Consider the following 16,620-nt stretch of genomic DNA (forward strand, 5'->3'; position numbering starts at 1 on the left):
ACGCCGCCAATACGGTTTATCTGTTTCCCGCTAGTTGTTGAGGGGAGTCCCCTGTTTCTTGTCCGCGAGACCATGCAATGAGCGGCGTGGACATCGGCTCGCCCCCCTAGCGCCTACTTTCTGTTACGCCTGTAAACCGTCCATCCAGACACTGTCGGAGCCCCCCCAATGAGCACTCCCACCAAGGCCGTGAAGACCTCCCAAGAGGTGCCGCTGCAATTGCCTTCCCGTGATATCTGGGATTCCAAGTATCGGCTCAAGGATCGTCACGGACGCCCCGTCGACAAGGACGTGGGCGCGACCTGGGAGCGGGTGGCACGGGCGCTGGCCGCGGTGGAAGGCGATCAGGCCGAGGCCTGGCTCACGAAGTTTCGCTGGGCGCTGGAGAACGGCGCCATTCCCGCCGGGCGCATCATGTCCAACGCCGGCGCCGAGGACTACAAGCCGGCGGTGAGCCTGATCAACTGTACCGTCTCGCGCACCATTCGCGACTCCATGCACGACATCCTCGACTCGGTGGTGGATGCCGGCATGACCCTGAAGGCGGGCTGCGGCATCGGCTACGAGTTCTCCACCCTGCGCCACAAGGGCGCCTTTGTATTCGGCGCCGGTGCCGGCACTAATGGCCCGCTGGCGTTCATGGATATCTACGACAAGATGTGCTTCACGGTGGCCTCGGCGGGGGGGCGCCGCGGTGCCCAGATGGGGACTTTCGATATCGGCCATCCCGATGTGCGCGAGTTCATCGAGGCCAAGCGCGAAGCGGGCCGGCTGCGCCAGTTCAACCTGAGCCTGTTGATCACCGACGAGTTCATGGAAGCGGTCAAGCATGACACCGACTGGCCGCTGGCCTTCCCGCTGCATGCTGGCGAGAAAGCCGACGTCAAGGAAGACGAGCTGATCTATCGCGACTGGCCGGTGGTCGAGGACGGTTATACCGTCGACGAACAAGGCCGCGTGGCCTGTCGCATCGTCGAGGTGATCAAGGCCCGCGAGCTATGGAACACCATCATGAAGTCGACCTACGACTTCGCCGAGCCGGGCTTCATCCTGATCGATCAGGTCAACCGCATGAACAACAACTGGTTCTGCGAGGAGATCCGGGCGACCAACCCTTGCGGTGAACAGCCATTGCCGCCCGAGGGTGCCTGCCTGCTGGGCTCCGTGAACCTGACGCGTTTCGTCATCGACCCCTTTGCCGAGAAGCCGCGCTTCGACTGGGAGCGCTACCGCAAGGTGGTGGCCATCTTCACCCGCATGCTCGACAACGTGGTGGAGATCAGCGGCCTGCCGCTTGAGGGTCAGCGCAAGGAGATCGAGGCCAAGCGCCGCCATGGCATGGGCTTTCTGGGCCTGGGCTCGACCCTGACCATGCTCAAGATTCCCTACGGCTCGCCGGAGTCGCTGGCCTTCACCGAGGAGGTGAGCCGCAACCTCGCCATCGAGGGCTGGAAACAGGCCCTCGAGCTCTCCCGCGAGAAGGGCATGGCGCCGATCCTCGCCGAGGATGTCGAGCTTACGCCGAAGATGATGCGCGAGCGGCCGGAGCTCAAGCAGGACGGCTACGAGATCGGCGACCAGGTGCCGGGACGCATCCTGCATGCGCGCTACAGCCGCTACATGCAGAAGGTCGCCGAGGTGGCGCCGGAGCTGGTCGCCTCATTGGCCGAGCATGGCGCGCGCTTCACCCACCACAGCTCCATCGCCCCGACCGGCACTATCTCGTTGTCGCTGGGCAACAACGCCTCCAACGGCATCGAGCCATCGTTCTCGCATCGCTACTTCCGCAACGTCATCCAGGCCGGCAAGAAGACCAAGGAGCAGGTCGAGGTGTGCTCCTTCGAATTGGCCGCCTATCGGCATTTCATTGCCGCCGACGCGGTGGAGAGCGACCTGCCCGACTACTTCATCACCGCCGATGCGGTGACGCCGCCTCAGCATGTGGCGGTGCAGGCCGCCGCCCAGAGCTGGGTCGACTCGGCCATCTCCAAGACGGTCAACGTGCCGACGGAGTTCGCCTTCGACGAGTTCAAGGACCTCTATCTGGACGCCTACACCAGCCAACTCAAGGGTTGCACCACCTTCCGCTTCAATCCCGAGGCCTTCCAGGGGGTGCTGGTGCGTGAGGATGACTTGAAGAATACCACCTACGTCTTCGAACTGGACAACGGCGAGACCGTCGAGTTGACCGGCGACGAGACGGTGATCTACGACGGCGAGGAGCACAACGCGGCGAACCTGTATGACGCACTAAAAGAGGGAACTTATGGGAAGTGGTAATCGCCCGATCTTTTCATGCGTCATGAAGACAAGCATTCAAGGAGCCCGCTGATGGCCGTCGAAATCAAGTCCAAGATCGTTTCCTACAGCGTCAAGAAGGCGGTCGAGCCGCCGCCGCTGGCCGACGAGAACCCGCTCACGGTGCGCATTCCCTCGCGCCCCGAGGGCACCCTCGAGGCCGTGTCGGAGAAGATCTCCTACGTGGGCGCCGAAGGGCGCAAGAAGGTCTACCTGCTGGTGTCGTTCATGCCGGTGGAAGGCGTCTTGAACGGCAAGCGGGTGATCGTCGAGCGCCCGGTGGAGTTTTTCTTCCCCTCCGGCCAGCTCTCCAGCGAGCACCAGTGGATCACCGCCACCATGCGCAGCCTGTCGCTGGCCGCACGCGGCGGTTACGTCACCCAGGCGGTGGCGGATCTGCGCAAGGTGGCCTGGGACAAGGGCCTGGTGCGCTGCGGCATGAACCGCTGGGGCAAGCCGATGTTCCACGATTCCGAGGTCGCGGCCATCGCCTGGTCGATCCAGCAGATCCTCTATCGCCGCGGCTTCCTCGACCAGGACGGCAACCAGGTGCCAGCGGAGGAGCTGGTCAGCCGCTACGCCCACCGCCTGACCCACGGCCACCCCTGGCAGCCACCCGCGCATGAGGAAGAACCGGAGGCCGCTGGCGCCGTGTCCGCGATCGGTGTCGGTGAAGCCACCAGCAAAGGAAAAGGCGACGGCCCCACGGTGGTCGGCCACTGTCCCGAGTGTCGCGGAGAGCTGATCATGATGGACGGCTGCCCGACCTGCTATGCCGGCTGTGGCTGGTCGAAGTGCGGCTGAGGCATGAAGGAGGCGGCGCGTGAGTCGCCTCTGTTGACTCACGTCACATGATGCGTACGTAAGGAACGGTAGCCAACGACGCAAGCGGCTATCTCGCCTAGTCTTGGCATAGGATCGCCATGCGACAGCCGCTATGGACGTAGAGCAGCTCTTCGAAAACAGCTATCGGCGCGTGCTGGAACGCGAGGTCGATGGTCAAGCGTTTTTTGCCGCTTTTTATGATGGTTTTATCGCAGCCTCGCCGGAGGTGGCGATGAAGTTTCGCCATACCGATATGCAGCGCCAGCGTTCCATGCTGAAGAAGGCTTTCTATCACCTTCTGGCGTTCTATGGTTCGAGTCATGCCGATTACTACCTGCATCAGGTGGCACTGAGCCATGGCCGTACTCACCTCGACATTCCCCCTCGGCTCTATGACCTCTGGCTCGAAACACTGATCGATACGGTTCGCCGTTTCGATGATCGCCTCACTGACGAGGTCGAGTTGGCATGGCGGCTGGTGATGGCGCCGGGCATTGTCTATATGAAGTTCCATTACGACCGACACCAAGAGGGATATCGCTTTTGTCGCGGCCATGACTGATCGCGGTCTCCCACGTCATCGCCACTCACTTCCAGACCGTTGCCGCGGCCAACGACTATTGGCGTGACTGATGCGCCACGAGGCCGCTGCCCCAGTCAAGAACCTACAACCCGATGCGATGGGCCCGGTGGGTGAAGAAGATGCCGCTGGGCGATTCGCTGTCGAGCCGGGCGACCTCCTCCAGGGTGTGGGTGTCATAGACCACCACCCGGTCGCTGTCGCGAGCCGAGATCCAGGCATGCTCGCCTTTCGGCGTGAACTCCATGTGCAGGACGGACTCTCCGGGCGAGAGGGTGGCGACGATCTCGCGGCCCTCGGTGTCGATCACTTGCACCACGTTGTTGTCGGGGTGGGCGAAGTTGACCCATACCTGGCGCTCATCCGGGCGGGTCATCACGAAGATCGGCTGGCCGTGGACTGGAATGCGCTCCGAAAGCGACCAGCCGCCGCTGTCGGCGACCAGCACCTCGTGCCGGCCCACCGCCGGCAGCCAGGCCTCGCCGCCGGCCATGGCCCAGCCCTCCAGATGCGGCATCTTGTAGACCGGTAAGCGCTCCTCGCCGCGGCCGTAGTCGGGCAGGATGCGCTGCACGCCCTCCTCGAGATGCCAGAGATCGAGCAGCGCCAGGCCGTCCTCGCCGAACAGGCCGGCGATGTAGTAGCGCCCGTTGGGGCCGATCAGGGCGTCGTAGGGCGCCTCACCGATATCGCTGAAGCGGCTCACCTCCGGGGTGTCGCCGTGCATGTCGACCAGATGAATCTCGCCGGCCTCGAACAGGCTGTAGACGAAGCGGTTACCGGGGGCATCCACCAGCCCCACTACCTTGGAGCGCTGCTCATCGCCGTCATCGTCCCGATACGTCGCTGGAATCTCTGCCACCTCCTCAAGCGTCTCGCTGTCGAAGACCTTCACGCCGCCCGGATCGTAATTGGCCACCGCCACCAGTGAGCCGTCCTGGGAGACGGCGCCGCCGATGCTGTTGCCGGATTGCATCACCCGGTGGGTGATCTCGCTGGTTAGGAGGTCGACGCGGCTCAGCCCTCCGTCGCGGCCGAACACGAAGGCGTAGCGGGCGTCGCGGGAGAACTTCACCGAGGCGTGGGAAAGATCACCCAGCCCTTCCACGCGGTCGAGGATTCGGTGGTGGCTGGTGTCTACCACCGCCAGGCTGCCGGTGGCGCGCTCGACGATCACGCCGAGGTCACCGGTGCCGCGCAACTCCGCGCTTGGCGTGGCCTGGCAGCCGGCCAGCAGGGCGAGCAGTGCGATGGCGACGAGGGCCTTGCGAAGGACTAGGGGAATCATGGCCATTCCTTGTGGGGTCATCGAGATTGCTCACTCATCCAAAGGATTGTCGTTCTGCAGGTGGTCGGCGAGCCAGAGGGCCTCTTCCTCGGTCAGCAGCCTTTTCCAGCCAGGCATGGCGGTGCCGGGAATGCCGTGGAGGATCAATGCTGCCAGGCCCTCGCGGCTGTAGGCGTTCATGCGCGACTCGGGCAGTGACGGGCCCAGTCCGCCACGCAGCGTCATGCCATGGCAGGAGCCGCAGTCTTGATAGAGCAAGGTCTTGAGCTCCTGTACTCGCTCGGCAGAGAGCGAGCTGTCGGCAAGAACCGCGACCGGCAACCAGCAGAGCGCCAGGATTAGCAAGCGGCGGGAGGCGGGCTGGGTCATGGCGTCTGCAATTGGCATGGCGGCTCCCGGTGTTCATGCTGGCGGCCGGTCGTGCTTAACAGGGTTCAATGCGTGCCCTGAAAGCCACATGAAGCATTAATCATTCGGGCTCGCAATGTTTGCTTGGCGTCGGGTCAGTGCCTCTTTGACGTAGATCAATCTTGTCACGGAAAGCGACGCAAGACCCGCCAAAGGTGCAGGAAAAATGCGTATTACTGAACCACGCTCTGCGCAGGGAGGTCATCGGCCGGGCAGCACCGGTTAGCCATTCGGCGAACGACAACAACGACTCGCCCATGACCTGGCGACAGTGTATTCAAGGATCATGACAGAGGTGGAACGATGATGAAAAAAGACTGGTATCTCAAGCCCCTTGCGGTGGCAGTGACCACCGTCGCGCTGGGCATCAGCGCGGCTCACGCCCAGGATGAACAGGAACAACATAACCTGGACGAATCACAGACGGCCTATCAGGGCACCGAGTCTGCCGTGGATCCGAAATCCGCCAAGTCGGTGCGCACCCCCGGGGCGCCGGACATAACGGAAGCCGAGTTCGAGAAGGCCAAGGAGATCTACTTCCAGCGCTGCGCCGGGTGCCATGGCGTGCTGCGCAAGGGGGCCACCGGCAAGCCGCTGACTACCGACATTACCCAAGAGCAGGGTATCGAGTATCTCAAGGCATTCATCACTTACGGTTCTCCGGCCGGCATGCCCAACTGGGGTACATCGGGCGATTTCACCGACGAAGAAATCGAGCTGATGGCCAAGTACATCATGCACGAGCCGCCGGTGCCGCCGGAGTTCGGTATGCCCGAGATGATGGACACCTGGGAGGTGCTGGTCGCCCCCGAGGATCGCCCCACCGAGCAGATGAATGACCTGAACCTTGATAACCTCTTTTCGGTCACCTTGCGTGACGCCGGCCAGATCGCGCTGATCGACGGTGACTCCAAGGAGATCGTCAAGGTCCTCGACACCGGTTACGCGGTGCACATTTCGCGGATGTCCGCCTCCGGGCGCTACATCTTCGTCATCGGTCGCGATGCCAAAGTCGACATGATCGACCTGTGGATGGAGGAGCCGGAGATCGTGGCATCCATCAAGATCGGCATGGAGGCACGCTCCGTCGAAACCTCCAAGTATGAGGGGTATGAAGATCAGTATGCGATTGCCGGTGCCTACTGGCCGCCGCAGTACGTGATCATGGACGGTCAGACCCTGGAGCCGAACAGGATCGTCAGCACCCGTGGCATGACCGTCGACACCCAGGAATATCACCCGGAGCCCCGCGTGGCGGCCATCGTGGGGTCACATCAGCATCCCGAGTTCATCGTCAACATCAAGGAGACCGGGAAGGTCCAGCTGGTCAACTATGAGGACCTCGACGCCCTCTCCACGGTCGAGATCGAAACCTCCCGCTACCTGCACGACGGCGGCTGGGACGCCTCGGGACGCTACTTCCTGACCGCGGCCAACGAGTCCAACCAGATCGTGGTCATCGATGCCCAGGAGCGAGAGCTCGAAGAGATCATCGACGTGGGCAAGATCCCGCACCCCGGGCGCGGCGCCAACTTCGTCGATGCCGAGCATGGTCCGGTGTGGGCCACCAGCCACTTGGGCGACAATACTATCTCGCTGATCGGTACGGATCCGGAAGGTCATCCGGATAATGCCTGGAAGGTGGTGCGTACCCTGGAAGGTCAGGGCGGCGGTTCGCTGTTCATCAAGACCCATCCGGAGTCCGACAACCTCTATGTGGACACCGCGCTCAACCCCAACGAAGGGCCCAGCCAGAGCGTAGCGGTCTTCGATATCAACGACCTGGAGGCCGGCTACGAAGTCCTGCCGATCGCCGAGTGGGCCGACGTGGGCGAGGGTGTCAAGCGGGTCGTGCAGCCAGAGTACAATCAGGCCGGTGACGAGGTGTGGTTCTCCGTCTGGAACACCATGGAAGAGACCTCCGCGCTGGTGATAGTGGATGACGAGACCCGCGAGCTGAAACACGTGATCAAGGACGAGCGTCTGGTCACGCCGACCGGCAAGTTCAACGTGATCAATACCCAGAAAGATATCTACTGACCGAAAACGGCGGCGGGCCTACCTATGTCCCGCCTGCCTATCCGACACATTAAGTGAGCTGTGCCGATGCATTGCCATCCCCGAGACTTCGATAGCCTGGATCGAGGCCTGATCGACATTTACCAGCGCGGCCTGCCGGTCTGTACCCGCCCCTTTCTTAGCGTGGCCGAGCGTCTGGGCACTTCGGAGACCGAGGTGATCGCGCGACTGGAGCGCCTGCATTCGCTGGACGTGCTCAGCCGCGTGGGGCCGGTGTTCGACCATGCTCGGGCCGGCGCAAGCCTGCTGGCGGCGGTGGCCGTACCGGAGGAGACGCGCGATGCCTTCGCAGCGCTCATCAACGCCGCCCCCGGCGTCAATCATAACTATGCACGTGAAGGTCTGGCCCGGGAGCAGGGCTACAACCTGTGGTTTGTGATGACCGCGCCCGATGAACCCGAACTCGAGGCGCGGCTCGATGCCTTGGAGGCGCATCTAGGCGTGCCGATCCTGCGCCTGCCGATGCTGGAGGGCTATCACATCGACCTGTCCTTCCCCATTCCCTGGGCCGAACTGGAGTGCACATGAGCGCCGCGACCCCACTGCCCCTCGATGCTGTCTGCTCACTCGACGAGCCGGCCGCCCATCGCCGCCTACGCGCAGTGCTGGAACAGGGGCTGCCGCTCACCCCGAGGCCCTGGAAGTCACTAGCCGAACAGGCCGGCATGGCCGAGGAAGAGGTAATGGCCTGTGTGCGTCGCTGGCAGGCCGACGGCATGATCAAGCGCTTGGGACTGGTGGTGCGTCATCGCCGGCTGGGGATCGAGGCCAATGCCATGGTGGTATGGGACGTGCCGGACGATCGGGTCAACGAGGTAGGCCGCCGGCTAGCCCAGGAAGCCGCAGTGACACTCTGCTACCGCCGTCCGCGGCGCCTGCCCGACTGGCCCTATAACCTCTTCTGCATGATTCACGGCGCCCGTCGCGAGCGGGTGCTGGCGGAGCTCGCGGCCATCGCCGAACGTCTGGCACTCGGCGAACTCGAGCACCGGGTGCTGTTCAGCACTCACGCCTATCGCCAGTGCGGCGGCCGCTACGTGCAGGAGGGAGTGGCATGACACTCGACGACCTGGATGGCGTGGACCGTCGCATGCTAAATCGCCTGCAGGATGGCCTGCCGCTGGTGGCGCGCCCCTATGCGGCGGTGGCCGATGAGCTGGGTATCGACGAGGGCGACCTACTCGAGCGCCTCGAGCGCCTGTGCGGGGGGGGAGTATTGAGCCGTTTCGGCCCCATGTTCCACGCCGAGCGGTTGGGCGGTGGCCTGACCCTGGCGGCGCTGGCGGTGCCCGAGGCCGACTTCGGGCGCGTCAGCGAGGCGGTCAACGCCCTCCCCGAGGTGGCCCACAACTATCGTCGCGAGCATGAACTCAACATGTGGTTCGTGCTGGCCACCGAGACGCCCGAACGCATCAACGAGGTGATCGAGGAGGTCGAGGCGGCCACGGGGCTTCCCGTCTTCAACATGCCCAAGGAGGAGGAATTCCATGTCCGTCTCCACCTCCCTGTCTAGGCCGGCCCCGAATAGCGATGTCCATAATCGCGACGCCCAGCAACGCGACGACCGGGGGCTCGATGCCGCCGACCGCGCCATCGTGCTCGCCACCCAGACCGGCCTGCCGCTGGTGCCCGACCCCTGGAGCGCGGTGGGTCGCGAGGTGGGCATGAGCGGTGAGGAGGTGCTCGAGCGCATGCGGGCCATGCAGGCGCGCGGGGTGATCCGCCGGGTCGCCGCGGTACCCAACCACTACCGGCTCGGCTATGTGGCCAACGGCATGACCGTGTGGGACGTGGATGACGCCCAGATCGCCCGCCTGGGCCGCGAGGTGGCCGCCATCGAGGGCGTCAGCCACTGCTATCGTCGCCCGCGCCACCTGCCCCACTGGCCCTACAACCTGTTCGCCATGCTCCACGGCCGCAGCCGTGACGAGGTCGAGCGCCAGGCGGCAGCGCTGCGCGAGCGCCTGGGCGAGGCGTGTCGCGACCACCGCATCCTCTATAGCTCGCGCATCCTCAAGAAGACCGGGCTACGCCTGGCCGGCGCTCGACCGGGCACAGCTTCTACAGCCACCGAAGGGCGGGGCTGAGTCGCGCCCGCTTGTATTACACAGCTCAGCAAACCTCAGCAGGAGTACGCCATGTTCCGCGTCACCCGCTACATCAAGTCGCTGATCGAACCGGGCCCCATCCCACCGGCCCGCAAGCCGCCCGGCCCGGTGGTGATCTGGAACCTGATCCGCCGCTGTAACTTGACCTGCAAGCACTGCTACACCACCTCGGCCGATATCGACTTCGCCGGCGAGCTTTCTACCGCCGAGGCCCACGCGGTGCTTAAAGACCTGCACGCTTTCCGGGTGCCGGCGTTGATTCTCTCTGGCGGCGAGCCGCTGATGCGCCCCGACATCTTCGAGCTCTCGCACCGCGCCCGGGAGCTGGGCATCTACACCGGGCTTTCCACCAACGGCACGTTGATTACAGAGGAGAATATCGACGCCATCGCCGAAGTCGGCTACGACTATGTGGGCATCAGCATCGACGGCCTGGAAGAGACTCACGACACCATCCGCCAGCGCCAGGGCGCCTTTCGCGAATCCATGCACGCGGTCAAACTATGCAAGGCGCGCGGCATCAAGGTGGGCCTGCGCTTCACCTTGACCCGCGAGAATGTCGAGCAACTCAGCGACATCCTGGCGCTGATCGACGAGCACGACGTCGACAAGTTCTACCTTTCGCATCTCAACTACGGCGGCCGAGGCCGGCGCCACAGCAAGCAGGACGCCTGGTATCGCATGACCCGCGACGCCATGACCCAGCTGTTCGACCACTGCCGCAGCGAACTCGAGCGTGGCGTGGAACGCGAGTACGTTACCGGCAACAACGACGCCGACGGCCCCTTCCTGCTGATGTGGGCCCGTGAGCACTTCCCCGAGCAGGCCGAGGCCCTGGCGCAGCGGCTGCTCAACTGGGGGGGCAACGCCTCCGGCGAGCATATCGCCAATATCGACAACCTGGGCAACGTTCACCCCGATACCTTCTGGTGGGACCATGACCTGGGCAACGTCCGCGACCGGCCCTTCTCCGAGATCTGGCGCGACCCCCGGGATCCGCTGATGGCCGGCTTCCGCCAGCGCCCGCGTCCGCTCAAGGGGCGCTGCGCCGAGTGCCGTTTCCTGTCGATCTGCAACGGCAATACCCGGGTACGCGCCTGGAAGGTGACCGGTGATCCTTGGGAAGAAGATCCCGGTTGCTACCTGACCAACCGCGAGATCGGGGTCGTCGACGAGGGCGCGCGCCGGATCTGTGCCCCCTATGAGGCCATCCAGGCCGTCGAACTTCCGTAAGGCTGACGAGAGGAATACCGCCATGCCGTCACGTCGCGTTTCCTATGATCTCGCCGAGGCGCCACTGGCGCCCGGTGAGGTGGCCATCGTCGGCGCAGGCCCTGGCGATCCTGGCCTGCTGACCCTGCGCGCCCTGTCGCTGCTCGAGCAGGCCGATTGCCTGGTCTTCGACCGCCTGGTCTCCAGGGAGGTGCTGGCCTTGGCGAGCCCCCGGGCCCGGCGCTTCTATGTGGGCAAGGCGTCGCGTTGCCATGCCCTGACCCAGGACGAGACCAACGCCCTGCTGGTGCGCCTGGCCGGGGAGGGCAGGCGGGTGGTGCGCCTCAAGGGCGGCGACCCCTATATCTTCGGTCGCGGCGGCGAGGAGGCCGAGGCGCTGATCGAGCATGGCGTGGGCTTTCGCGTGGTGCCGGGCATCACCTCCGCCCAGGGCTGTGCCGCCTATGGCGGTTTCCCGCTGACGCATCGCGATCATGCCCAGAGCGTCACCTTCGTTACCGGTCACTGCAAGGGCGACGGCGACCTGGCTCTCAACTGGGCCGCCCTGGCGAGCCCTCACCAGACCGCGGTGTTCTACATGGGGCTGGCCAACGCCGCGCTGATCAGCCGGCAGCTACAGGACCACGGCCTGCCGGCCGAGCATCCGGTGGCGCTGGTGGAGCGTGGCACCACGCCCGAGCAGCGCCAGGTAATGACTTGTCTCGGTGAGCTGGCCGAGACCATTGCACGGGAAGGGCTCAAGCCGCCGACCCTGATCGTGGTGGGCGAGGTGGTACGCTTGGCCGACTCCCTGGCCCAGCCCGCCCCCAAGCTGGCAACCTTCGCCGAAGGCGAGACCCTGGCGCTGGCGCGGGAGCGAGTTGCCCTGTGAAGCGCGTCATTGCTTTTCCCAGATCCCTACTATCCCTGCAGGCACTGGCCGCGACGCTGCTGATCACGGCCATGGCGCCGGCCGGTGGCGACGATACCCGAGCGCTCTACCAGACCCACTGCGCTTCCTGTCACGGTGAGGATCGTCTGGGCGGCATCGGCCCGGCGCTGCTACCGGGAAACCTCTCGCGGCTCAAGCCTGAGGCTGCGGAGGCGGTGATCCGCGACGGGCGCGCGGCCAGCCAGATGCCGGGTTTCGCGCCCCAGCTCGATGAGGACGAGATCGCCTCGCTGGCCGAGTGGATCTACCGCGAGCCGGAGGTCGAGCCCGTCTGGGGGACGAAGGAGATCCTGGCCAGCCAGATCGTGCGACACCCCGCGGGCAGTCTGCCCGCTGCACCACGCTTCGACGCCGACCCGCTCAACCTCTTCATCGTGGTGGAGACCGGCGATCACCACGCCACCCTGCTCGACGGCGACAGCTTCGAGCCGATCCACCGCTTCGAGACCCGCTACGCCCTGCACGGTGGGCCCAAGTACACGCCTGACGGGCGCCATGTCTTCTTTGGCTCCCGGGACGGCTGGATCACCAAGTACGATATCTACAATATGGAGGTCGTGGCCGAGGTGCGTGCCGGCATCAACATGCGCAACATCGCCGTCTCCGGCGACGGCCGCTATGTGATGGCCGCTAATTACCTGCCTCACAGCCTGGTGCTGTTCGATGCCCACAACCTCGATCTGATGAAGGTCTATCCGGCGGTGGGCGAGGACGGTGCGAGCTCGCGGGTCAGCGCCGTCTATGCCGCACCGCCGCGGGGCAGCTTCATCGCTGCGCTTAAGGATATCGAGGAGGTGTGGGAGATCCCCTGGCCGCTGCCCACCGAGCCGGTGGTCTCCACCGGCCATATGGCGACACCCCTGGCGCCAACACGCAGCCACGATACCCCCAGCTTCCGGGTGCGGCGCATCCCGGTGCCGGACTACCTCGACGATTTCTTCTTCGACATGGAGTACGCCCACGTGATCGGCGCCTCCCGAGGTGGGGAGAGTGACGGCCAAGGCGGCATGGTGGTCAACCTGGACAGCGGCGACAAGGTCGCCGACCTGCCGCTGGAAGGCATGCCCCACCTCGGCTCCGGCATCACCTGGGAGCACGAGGGACGCCGCGTCATGGCCACGCCCCATCTGACTCGGGCGGCGGTGTCGATCATCGATATGAAGGACTGGACGGTAGTCAAGACCCTGGAGACCGACGGTCCCGGCTTCTTCATGCGCAGCCACGCCAACTCACCCTACGTCTGGGTGGATGTGTTCTTCGGCCCCCATCGCGACCGGGTCCACGTCATCGACAAGGCCAGCCTGGAGATCGTCGAGACGCTGATTCCCGAGCCCGGCAAGACCGCTGCCCACGTGGAGTTCGACCGCGACGGCGAGAAGCTGCTGCTCAGCCTCTGGGAAGAAGACGGCGCTGTGATCGTCTATGACGCCAAGACACTCGAGGAAGAAAAACGCATTCCCATGAGCAAGCCGTCGGGCAAGTACAACGTCTGGAACAAGACGCGCTATGAGGAGGGTACCAGTCACTAGCACGAGGGCCGTCACGCAAGCTGGCGGCCCGAATGACTGTAGGGAGACTGTAGGGATAAGTTTCTGCGCGAGAATCCACCCAGCTCACATTTATCTGGCTTACCTAATAAGTAAGGGGGAGAAGCCTCCAGCGCCTTGGGTATCGACAGGGTGGAGTGAATCCTGACCAACAGGAGTCAGCCCGAGTGGCTGGGATCAAAGTATGCCCAGGACTCTGCCAAGATGATCAGCCCGTCTCAGCATCAAGGAAGAGGACCCAGCCCCCACTCTGCCGGGACATCCGAAGTTTCCAGGCCCTCGAAGCGGTCGGTCACGTAGGTGCTGTGACACGCCACACAGGATTCGGTCATGCGCCCGAAGAGCTCCACCTGTCGGGGCGTGTCTTCCGCACGGCCAGCCTCGGCCAGTGATGCCGAGAGCTCGTGCAAATACGCATCCATCTGCAGGAACTCCGCTGGCACGGCGGTTTTCAAATCTTGACGATCTTCATCGGTCATGGACTGATCCAGGATGAAACTGTCGTGAATCGACTGCCCCTTCTCGGCGACCGTGGTGTGCCGCCCCTGCACGATGGCGCTAAAGACCTCTTGCATTGCCAGCTCGATCTGAATCATTTCCTCCATCAGCAAGCCCTGCAGCTTGGGCGTCAACCCAGGCCTGACGGGCTCCGCGGCCAGGCTGACAGCACTGACGCCCAGCGCCACCAGCGTGCCGAGGGTAATGGCAGCACGTCGGCCACGACCGCAATGGGTAGGTGTTGAACGTATCAAAATCGTATACAACATGACTGATCTCCCTTTTTGGTTCGTGTTCATGGCTCGGGCTTGGCCAACGTAGTTGCCACCAGTGGGGTCGCCTTGATACAGATTAGTCCAGATAGTCGCACCAGTAATCGGTAGTTGGGGAGTTCGTCGCCGGCCGCGATAAGCCACTGGCGGCCATTTCTGCCAGACGGGCGGCCCGGCCGGTCTGATACAGGCGATGCTGTTGTCGCGGGGAAGCTGAGCACTATTCAATCACCGATATTTTTGGAGAAGCGACATGGCTTTTCGACAGGTAAAGGATCTACTCGAATGGATTCACGATTTTCATGCTCGGCTGTCAGATCAATACACGACCCTGGCGGACCAGCAGCCGGACGAGCGTATGAAAATGGCACTCATATTCCTGGCTGGTCGCGAGCAGCGCATGCGCGACGCCATGGCCCGCTATCTCGAGGATGCCGACGAGGGATTGCTCACCACCTGGTTAATCGACCACCAGAATTTCGCGCATCCAAGCTTGCTGGAGCGCGTGCCCCTTTGTACGGGTTGTCACGATGTGCACGATATCCTGGCCAACGTCATGACCGCTCATCAACTTCTCAAGGATATGTACCTGCTGCGCGCCGAGTTGGCTGAGATGCCAGAGGAAGCTGAGCTCTTTCAGCAGTTAGCGACGCATCAGGATGCAGAAGCGCGCTTGCAGAGCCGAGATATCGCCCGGCTCGAGATCTACTGACTCTCTGATGACCTTGCGGAGGTGTCGTCGGTCGAGCATGAAGGCTGTGACATAAGAAGTATTCTTGATACTTGTCATGGAAGGAGCAACGAGAGTGGCGCACAATGGCCATATCCAAGCGTTCCAGTCGGGTATAGCGCCATGCCGTCATCTTCTTCCTCTTTCGTCCGCCTCTCCACCCTTACACGCTTGCCGGTGGCGCGTCTGGCCTTTCGCCCCTTCTTCCTGTTGGCTGCGCTGTTCGGCGTGCTCTCCCTGGGGGTGTGGTTCGCCTTCTGGCACGGCCTCATCCTGCTGCGTCCCTACGGTGGTCTGATGTTCTGGCATCAGCACGAGATGCTGTTCGGCTTCGCCGCCGCCGTGGTAGCGGGGTTTCTGCTCACCGCGGTGCAGAACTGGACCGGGCTGCCCAGCCTCAAGGGAGGATCGCTGCTGGCGCTGGTCGGGTTATGGTTGGCGGGGCGCCTGCTGATGGCCTTTCCCCTGGGCCTGCCGACCTGGCTGCCGGTGCTGGTCGACCTTGCTTTCCTGCCGGTAGTGGCGGGGGTCATGGCCATGCTGGTGATCGAGGCGAAGCGCTGGCGCAACCTGATCTTCCTGCCGGCCCTGGGTCTGCTGGCCATCGCCAACCTGGTCATGCACCTGGGGGTATCGAGCGGCGACGCCGAGTTGATCCGTCAGGCTTCCTATCTGGCGGTATTGCTGATCGCGCTGCTGATGGTGGTAGTCGGCGGCCGGGTGATCGCCATGTTCACCGCCAATCGCCTGGGGTTGACCCGCAAGCCCCCTATCCCGGCGCTGGAGTACGCGAGCCTCGGCAGCGTCGTGCTGGTGGTGTTGTGCCAGTTACTGGTGACGTTCGGGGTGTCGCTGCCCGGCGAACTGCTGACGACCCTGATGGGCCTGGCCGCCGTGGCCAATACCGTGCGCTTGTCGCGCTGGGGCGGGCTTTATAGCTGGCGCGAGCCGCTGCTCTGGGGCTTGCATGCGAGTTATGCCTTCATTCCGGTGGGCCTGGCCATGTGGGCCCTGGCGATGCTGGGCCTGTTCCGGGCCGAACTGGCGGTGCATGCCCTGACGATCGGCGGCATGAGCACCATGATGCTGGCGATGATGGCACGAGTCTCGCTGGGTCATACCGGGCGTGCGATCCGTACCTTGCCGGGTATCGGCGTGGCCCTCGGGCTGGTACTGGCGTCGGCCTTGCTGCGTGCTCCGTTGCTTGCCCTGTTACCGCAGCTGACTCACTGGACGTACAGCCTGACTATCGTTCTCTGGTGCCTGGCGTACCTGATCTTCCTGTTTCACTATACCGGGCCGTTACTGAGCCCACGCCCCGATGGCCAGGATGGATAGCCGTGCGCTACGTTTCTGCCCGAAGCCAAGGAGCAAGCCGTGCTGGAGTACTACCTGCCGATCAAGCACCTGCATGTCGCCGCCGCCATTCTGAGCATCCTCTTTTTCGTGCTGAGGGCCTGGTGGTCGGTGCGCGAGGCGCCGGTGCTGCAGCGGCGTTGGGTGAAGGTGGCACCCCACCTGATCGACACCCTCCTGCTGGTGCTGGGCGTCGTGTTGATGTTGATGCTCTCTTTCTGGCCCCACCAGCATCCGTGGCTGGGCGCCAAGCTGGTGGCCCTGTTGTTCTACATTGGCTTGGGCACCGTGGCGATCAAGCGCGGGCGCACGCCGACGACGAGAGCCATTGCCGCCCTGGCCGCGGTGGCTATCTTTATCTACATGCTGGGCACGGCGATCCGCCACAGCCCGCTTTCCTGGTTGGCCTAAGCTATGTGGCATGACGCATCTGCGTTGACCTTGAGAGACCGCCCTGAGTTTCGCGG

General features: G+C 63.9%; 18 protein-coding genes. 15 read left to right on the top strand and 3 right to left on the bottom strand.

Annotation, left to right across the window (positions count from 1 at the left end; all coding sequences use genetic code 11):
- Window positions 1-168: 168 nt before the first annotated feature.
- The 4 genes from KG088_RS07330 to KG088_RS20025 all read left to right on the top strand — a co-directional run bounded on the left by KG088_RS07330 (window position 169) and on the right by KG088_RS20025 (window position 3,756).
- Window positions 169-2,280 (top strand): adenosylcobalamin-dependent ribonucleoside-diphosphate reductase, encoded by a 2,112-nt coding sequence (locus tag KG088_RS07330; RefSeq protein WP_213824843.1) that lies wholly within the window; start codon window positions 169-171, stop codon window positions 2,278-2,280.
- A 51-nt stretch (window positions 2,281-2,331) separates the two neighbouring features.
- Window positions 2,332-3,102, top strand: coding sequence for a ribonucleoside-diphosphate reductase (locus KG088_RS07335; protein WP_213824844.1), 771 nt, complete (start codon window positions 2,332-2,334; stop codon window positions 3,100-3,102).
- 133 nt (window positions 3,103-3,235) lie between these two features.
- Entirely contained in the window at window positions 3,236-3,685 is a 450-nt protein-coding gene (locus KG088_RS07340) for a globin (RefSeq protein WP_213824845.1), read from the top strand.
- 17 nt (window positions 3,686-3,702) lie between these two features.
- Window positions 3,703-3,756, top strand: coding sequence for a hexameric tyrosine-coordinated heme protein (locus KG088_RS20025; protein WP_406565597.1), 54 nt, complete (start codon window positions 3,703-3,705; stop codon window positions 3,754-3,756).
- 32 nt (window positions 3,757-3,788) lie between these two features.
- On the opposite strand, the gene KG088_RS07350 is transcribed toward KG088_RS20025, so the two are convergent.
- Entirely contained in the window at window positions 3,789-4,991 is a 1,203-nt protein-coding gene (locus tag KG088_RS07350; RefSeq protein ID WP_213824846.1) for a cytochrome D1 domain-containing protein, read from the bottom strand.
- Window positions 4,992-5,021: 30 nt separating this feature from the next.
- Window positions 5,022-5,378 (bottom strand): c-type cytochrome, encoded by a 357-nt coding sequence (locus KG088_RS07355; protein ID WP_250148120.1) that lies wholly within the window; start codon window positions 5,376-5,378, stop codon window positions 5,022-5,024.
- A gap of 324 nt (window positions 5,379-5,702) precedes the next feature.
- Here KG088_RS07355 and KG088_RS07360 point away from each other — a divergent pair, with 324 nt between their 5' ends.
- From KG088_RS07360 to KG088_RS07395, 8 genes are all read left to right on the top strand, one after another.
- Complete coding sequence (locus tag KG088_RS07360) at window positions 5,703-7,439, top strand: cytochrome D1 domain-containing protein (RefSeq protein ID WP_319941400.1); 1,737 nt, start codon at window positions 5,703-5,705, stop codon at window positions 7,437-7,439.
- A gap of 66 nt (window positions 7,440-7,505) precedes the next feature.
- Window positions 7,506-8,006 (top strand): Lrp/AsnC family transcriptional regulator, encoded by a 501-nt coding sequence (locus KG088_RS07365; RefSeq protein ID WP_213824847.1) that lies wholly within the window; start codon window positions 7,506-7,508, stop codon window positions 8,004-8,006.
- Window positions 8,003-8,536, top strand: a complete 534-nt coding sequence (gene ahbB / locus KG088_RS07370; protein ID WP_213824848.1) for a siroheme decarboxylase subunit beta — start codon at window positions 8,003-8,005, stop codon at window positions 8,534-8,536. Before KG088_RS07365 ends, ahbB (KG088_RS07370) begins: the two co-directional genes overlap by 4 nt.
- The gene (locus tag KG088_RS07375) at window positions 8,533-8,991 is read left to right on the top strand and encodes an Lrp/AsnC family transcriptional regulator (protein WP_213824849.1); all 459 of its coding nucleotides are present in this window, start codon (window positions 8,533-8,535) and stop codon (window positions 8,989-8,991) included. The genes ahbB (KG088_RS07370) and KG088_RS07375 overlap by 4 nt, the downstream gene beginning before the upstream one ends.
- The gene (gene ahbB / locus KG088_RS07380) at window positions 8,966-9,565 is read left to right on the top strand and encodes a siroheme decarboxylase subunit beta (protein ID WP_213824850.1); all 600 of its coding nucleotides are present in this window, start codon (window positions 8,966-8,968) and stop codon (window positions 9,563-9,565) included. Before KG088_RS07375 ends, ahbB (KG088_RS07380) begins: the two co-directional genes overlap by 26 nt.
- A 51-nt stretch (window positions 9,566-9,616) precedes the next feature.
- Window positions 9,617-10,819, top strand: a complete 1,203-nt coding sequence (gene nirJ, locus KG088_RS07385) for a heme d1 biosynthesis radical SAM protein NirJ (protein ID WP_213824851.1) — start codon at window positions 9,617-9,619, stop codon at window positions 10,817-10,819.
- Between the two features lie 22 nt (window positions 10,820-10,841).
- Window positions 10,842-11,690: a uroporphyrinogen-III C-methyltransferase gene (gene cobA, locus KG088_RS07390; protein WP_213824852.1), complete on the top strand. Its 849-nt coding sequence runs from the start codon at window positions 10,842-10,844 to the stop codon at window positions 11,688-11,690.
- The gene (locus KG088_RS07395; protein WP_319941401.1) at window positions 11,687-13,279 is read left to right on the top strand and encodes a cytochrome D1 domain-containing protein; all 1,593 of its coding nucleotides are present in this window, start codon (window positions 11,687-11,689) and stop codon (window positions 13,277-13,279) included. The genes cobA and KG088_RS07395 overlap by 4 nt, the downstream gene beginning before the upstream one ends.
- A 242-nt stretch (window positions 13,280-13,521) precedes the next feature.
- Here KG088_RS07395 and KG088_RS07400 read toward each other — a convergent pair whose 3' ends face one another.
- Window positions 13,522-14,064 (bottom strand): cytochrome c, encoded by a 543-nt coding sequence (locus KG088_RS07400; RefSeq protein WP_213824853.1) that lies wholly within the window; start codon window positions 14,062-14,064, stop codon window positions 13,522-13,524.
- Between the two features lie 256 nt (window positions 14,065-14,320).
- Here KG088_RS07400 and KG088_RS07405 point away from each other — a divergent pair, with 256 nt between their 5' ends.
- From KG088_RS07405 to KG088_RS07415, 3 genes are all read left to right on the top strand, one after another.
- Window positions 14,321-14,779, top strand: a complete 459-nt coding sequence (locus KG088_RS07405; RefSeq protein WP_213824854.1) for a 2-hydroxyacyl-CoA dehydratase — start codon at window positions 14,321-14,323, stop codon at window positions 14,777-14,779.
- 141 nt (window positions 14,780-14,920) lie between these two features.
- Window positions 14,921-16,135, top strand: a complete 1,215-nt coding sequence (locus tag KG088_RS07410; RefSeq protein ID WP_213824855.1) for an NnrS family protein — start codon at window positions 14,921-14,923, stop codon at window positions 16,133-16,135.
- Window positions 16,136-16,177: 42 nt separating this feature from the next.
- A complete protein-coding gene (locus KG088_RS07415) occupies window positions 16,178-16,564 on the top strand; it encodes a SirB2 family protein (protein WP_213824921.1) in 387 nt (128 codons plus the stop codon).
- Window positions 16,565-16,620 lie beyond the last annotated feature (56 nt).

Source organism: Halomonas jincaotanensis (assembly GCF_018448785.1).
GTDB classification, from domain to species: Bacteria; Pseudomonadota; Gammaproteobacteria; order Pseudomonadales; family Halomonadaceae; genus Halomonas; species Halomonas jincaotanensis.

Coding starts and splice junctions, on each gene's coding strand:
- KG088_RS07330 (WP_213824843.1), top strand. CDS start 169: ATGAGCACTCCCACCAAGGCCGTGAAGACCTCCCAAGAGGTGCCGCTG.
- KG088_RS07335 (WP_213824844.1), top strand. CDS start 2,332: ATGGCCGTCGAAATCAAGTCCAAGATCGTTTCCTACAGCGTCAAGAAG.
- KG088_RS07340 (WP_213824845.1), top strand. CDS start 3,236: ATGGACGTAGAGCAGCTCTTCGAAAACAGCTATCGGCGCGTGCTGGAA.
- KG088_RS07350 (WP_213824846.1), bottom strand. CDS start 4,991: ATGATTCCCCTAGTCCTTCGCAAGGCCCTCGTCGCCATCGCACTGCTC.
- KG088_RS07355 (WP_250148120.1), bottom strand. CDS start 5,378: ATGCCAATTGCAGACGCCATGACCCAGCCCGCCTCCCGCCGCTTGCTA.
- KG088_RS07360 (WP_319941400.1), top strand. CDS start 5,703: ATGATGAAAAAAGACTGGTATCTCAAGCCCCTTGCGGTGGCAGTGACC.
- KG088_RS07365 (WP_213824847.1), top strand. CDS start 7,506: ATGCATTGCCATCCCCGAGACTTCGATAGCCTGGATCGAGGCCTGATC.
- ahbB (WP_213824848.1), top strand. CDS start 8,003: ATGAGCGCCGCGACCCCACTGCCCCTCGATGCTGTCTGCTCACTCGAC.
- KG088_RS07375 (WP_213824849.1), top strand. CDS start 8,533: ATGACACTCGACGACCTGGATGGCGTGGACCGTCGCATGCTAAATCGC.
- ahbB (WP_213824850.1), top strand. CDS start 8,966: ATGTCCGTCTCCACCTCCCTGTCTAGGCCGGCCCCGAATAGCGATGTC.
- nirJ (WP_213824851.1), top strand. CDS start 9,617: ATGTTCCGCGTCACCCGCTACATCAAGTCGCTGATCGAACCGGGCCCC.
- cobA (WP_213824852.1), top strand. CDS start 10,842: ATGCCGTCACGTCGCGTTTCCTATGATCTCGCCGAGGCGCCACTGGCG.
- KG088_RS07400 (WP_213824853.1), bottom strand. CDS start 14,064: ATGTTGTATACGATTTTGATACGTTCAACACCTACCCATTGCGGTCGT.
- KG088_RS07405 (WP_213824854.1), top strand. CDS start 14,321: ATGGCTTTTCGACAGGTAAAGGATCTACTCGAATGGATTCACGATTTT.
- KG088_RS07410 (WP_213824855.1), top strand. CDS start 14,921: ATGCCGTCATCTTCTTCCTCTTTCGTCCGCCTCTCCACCCTTACACGC.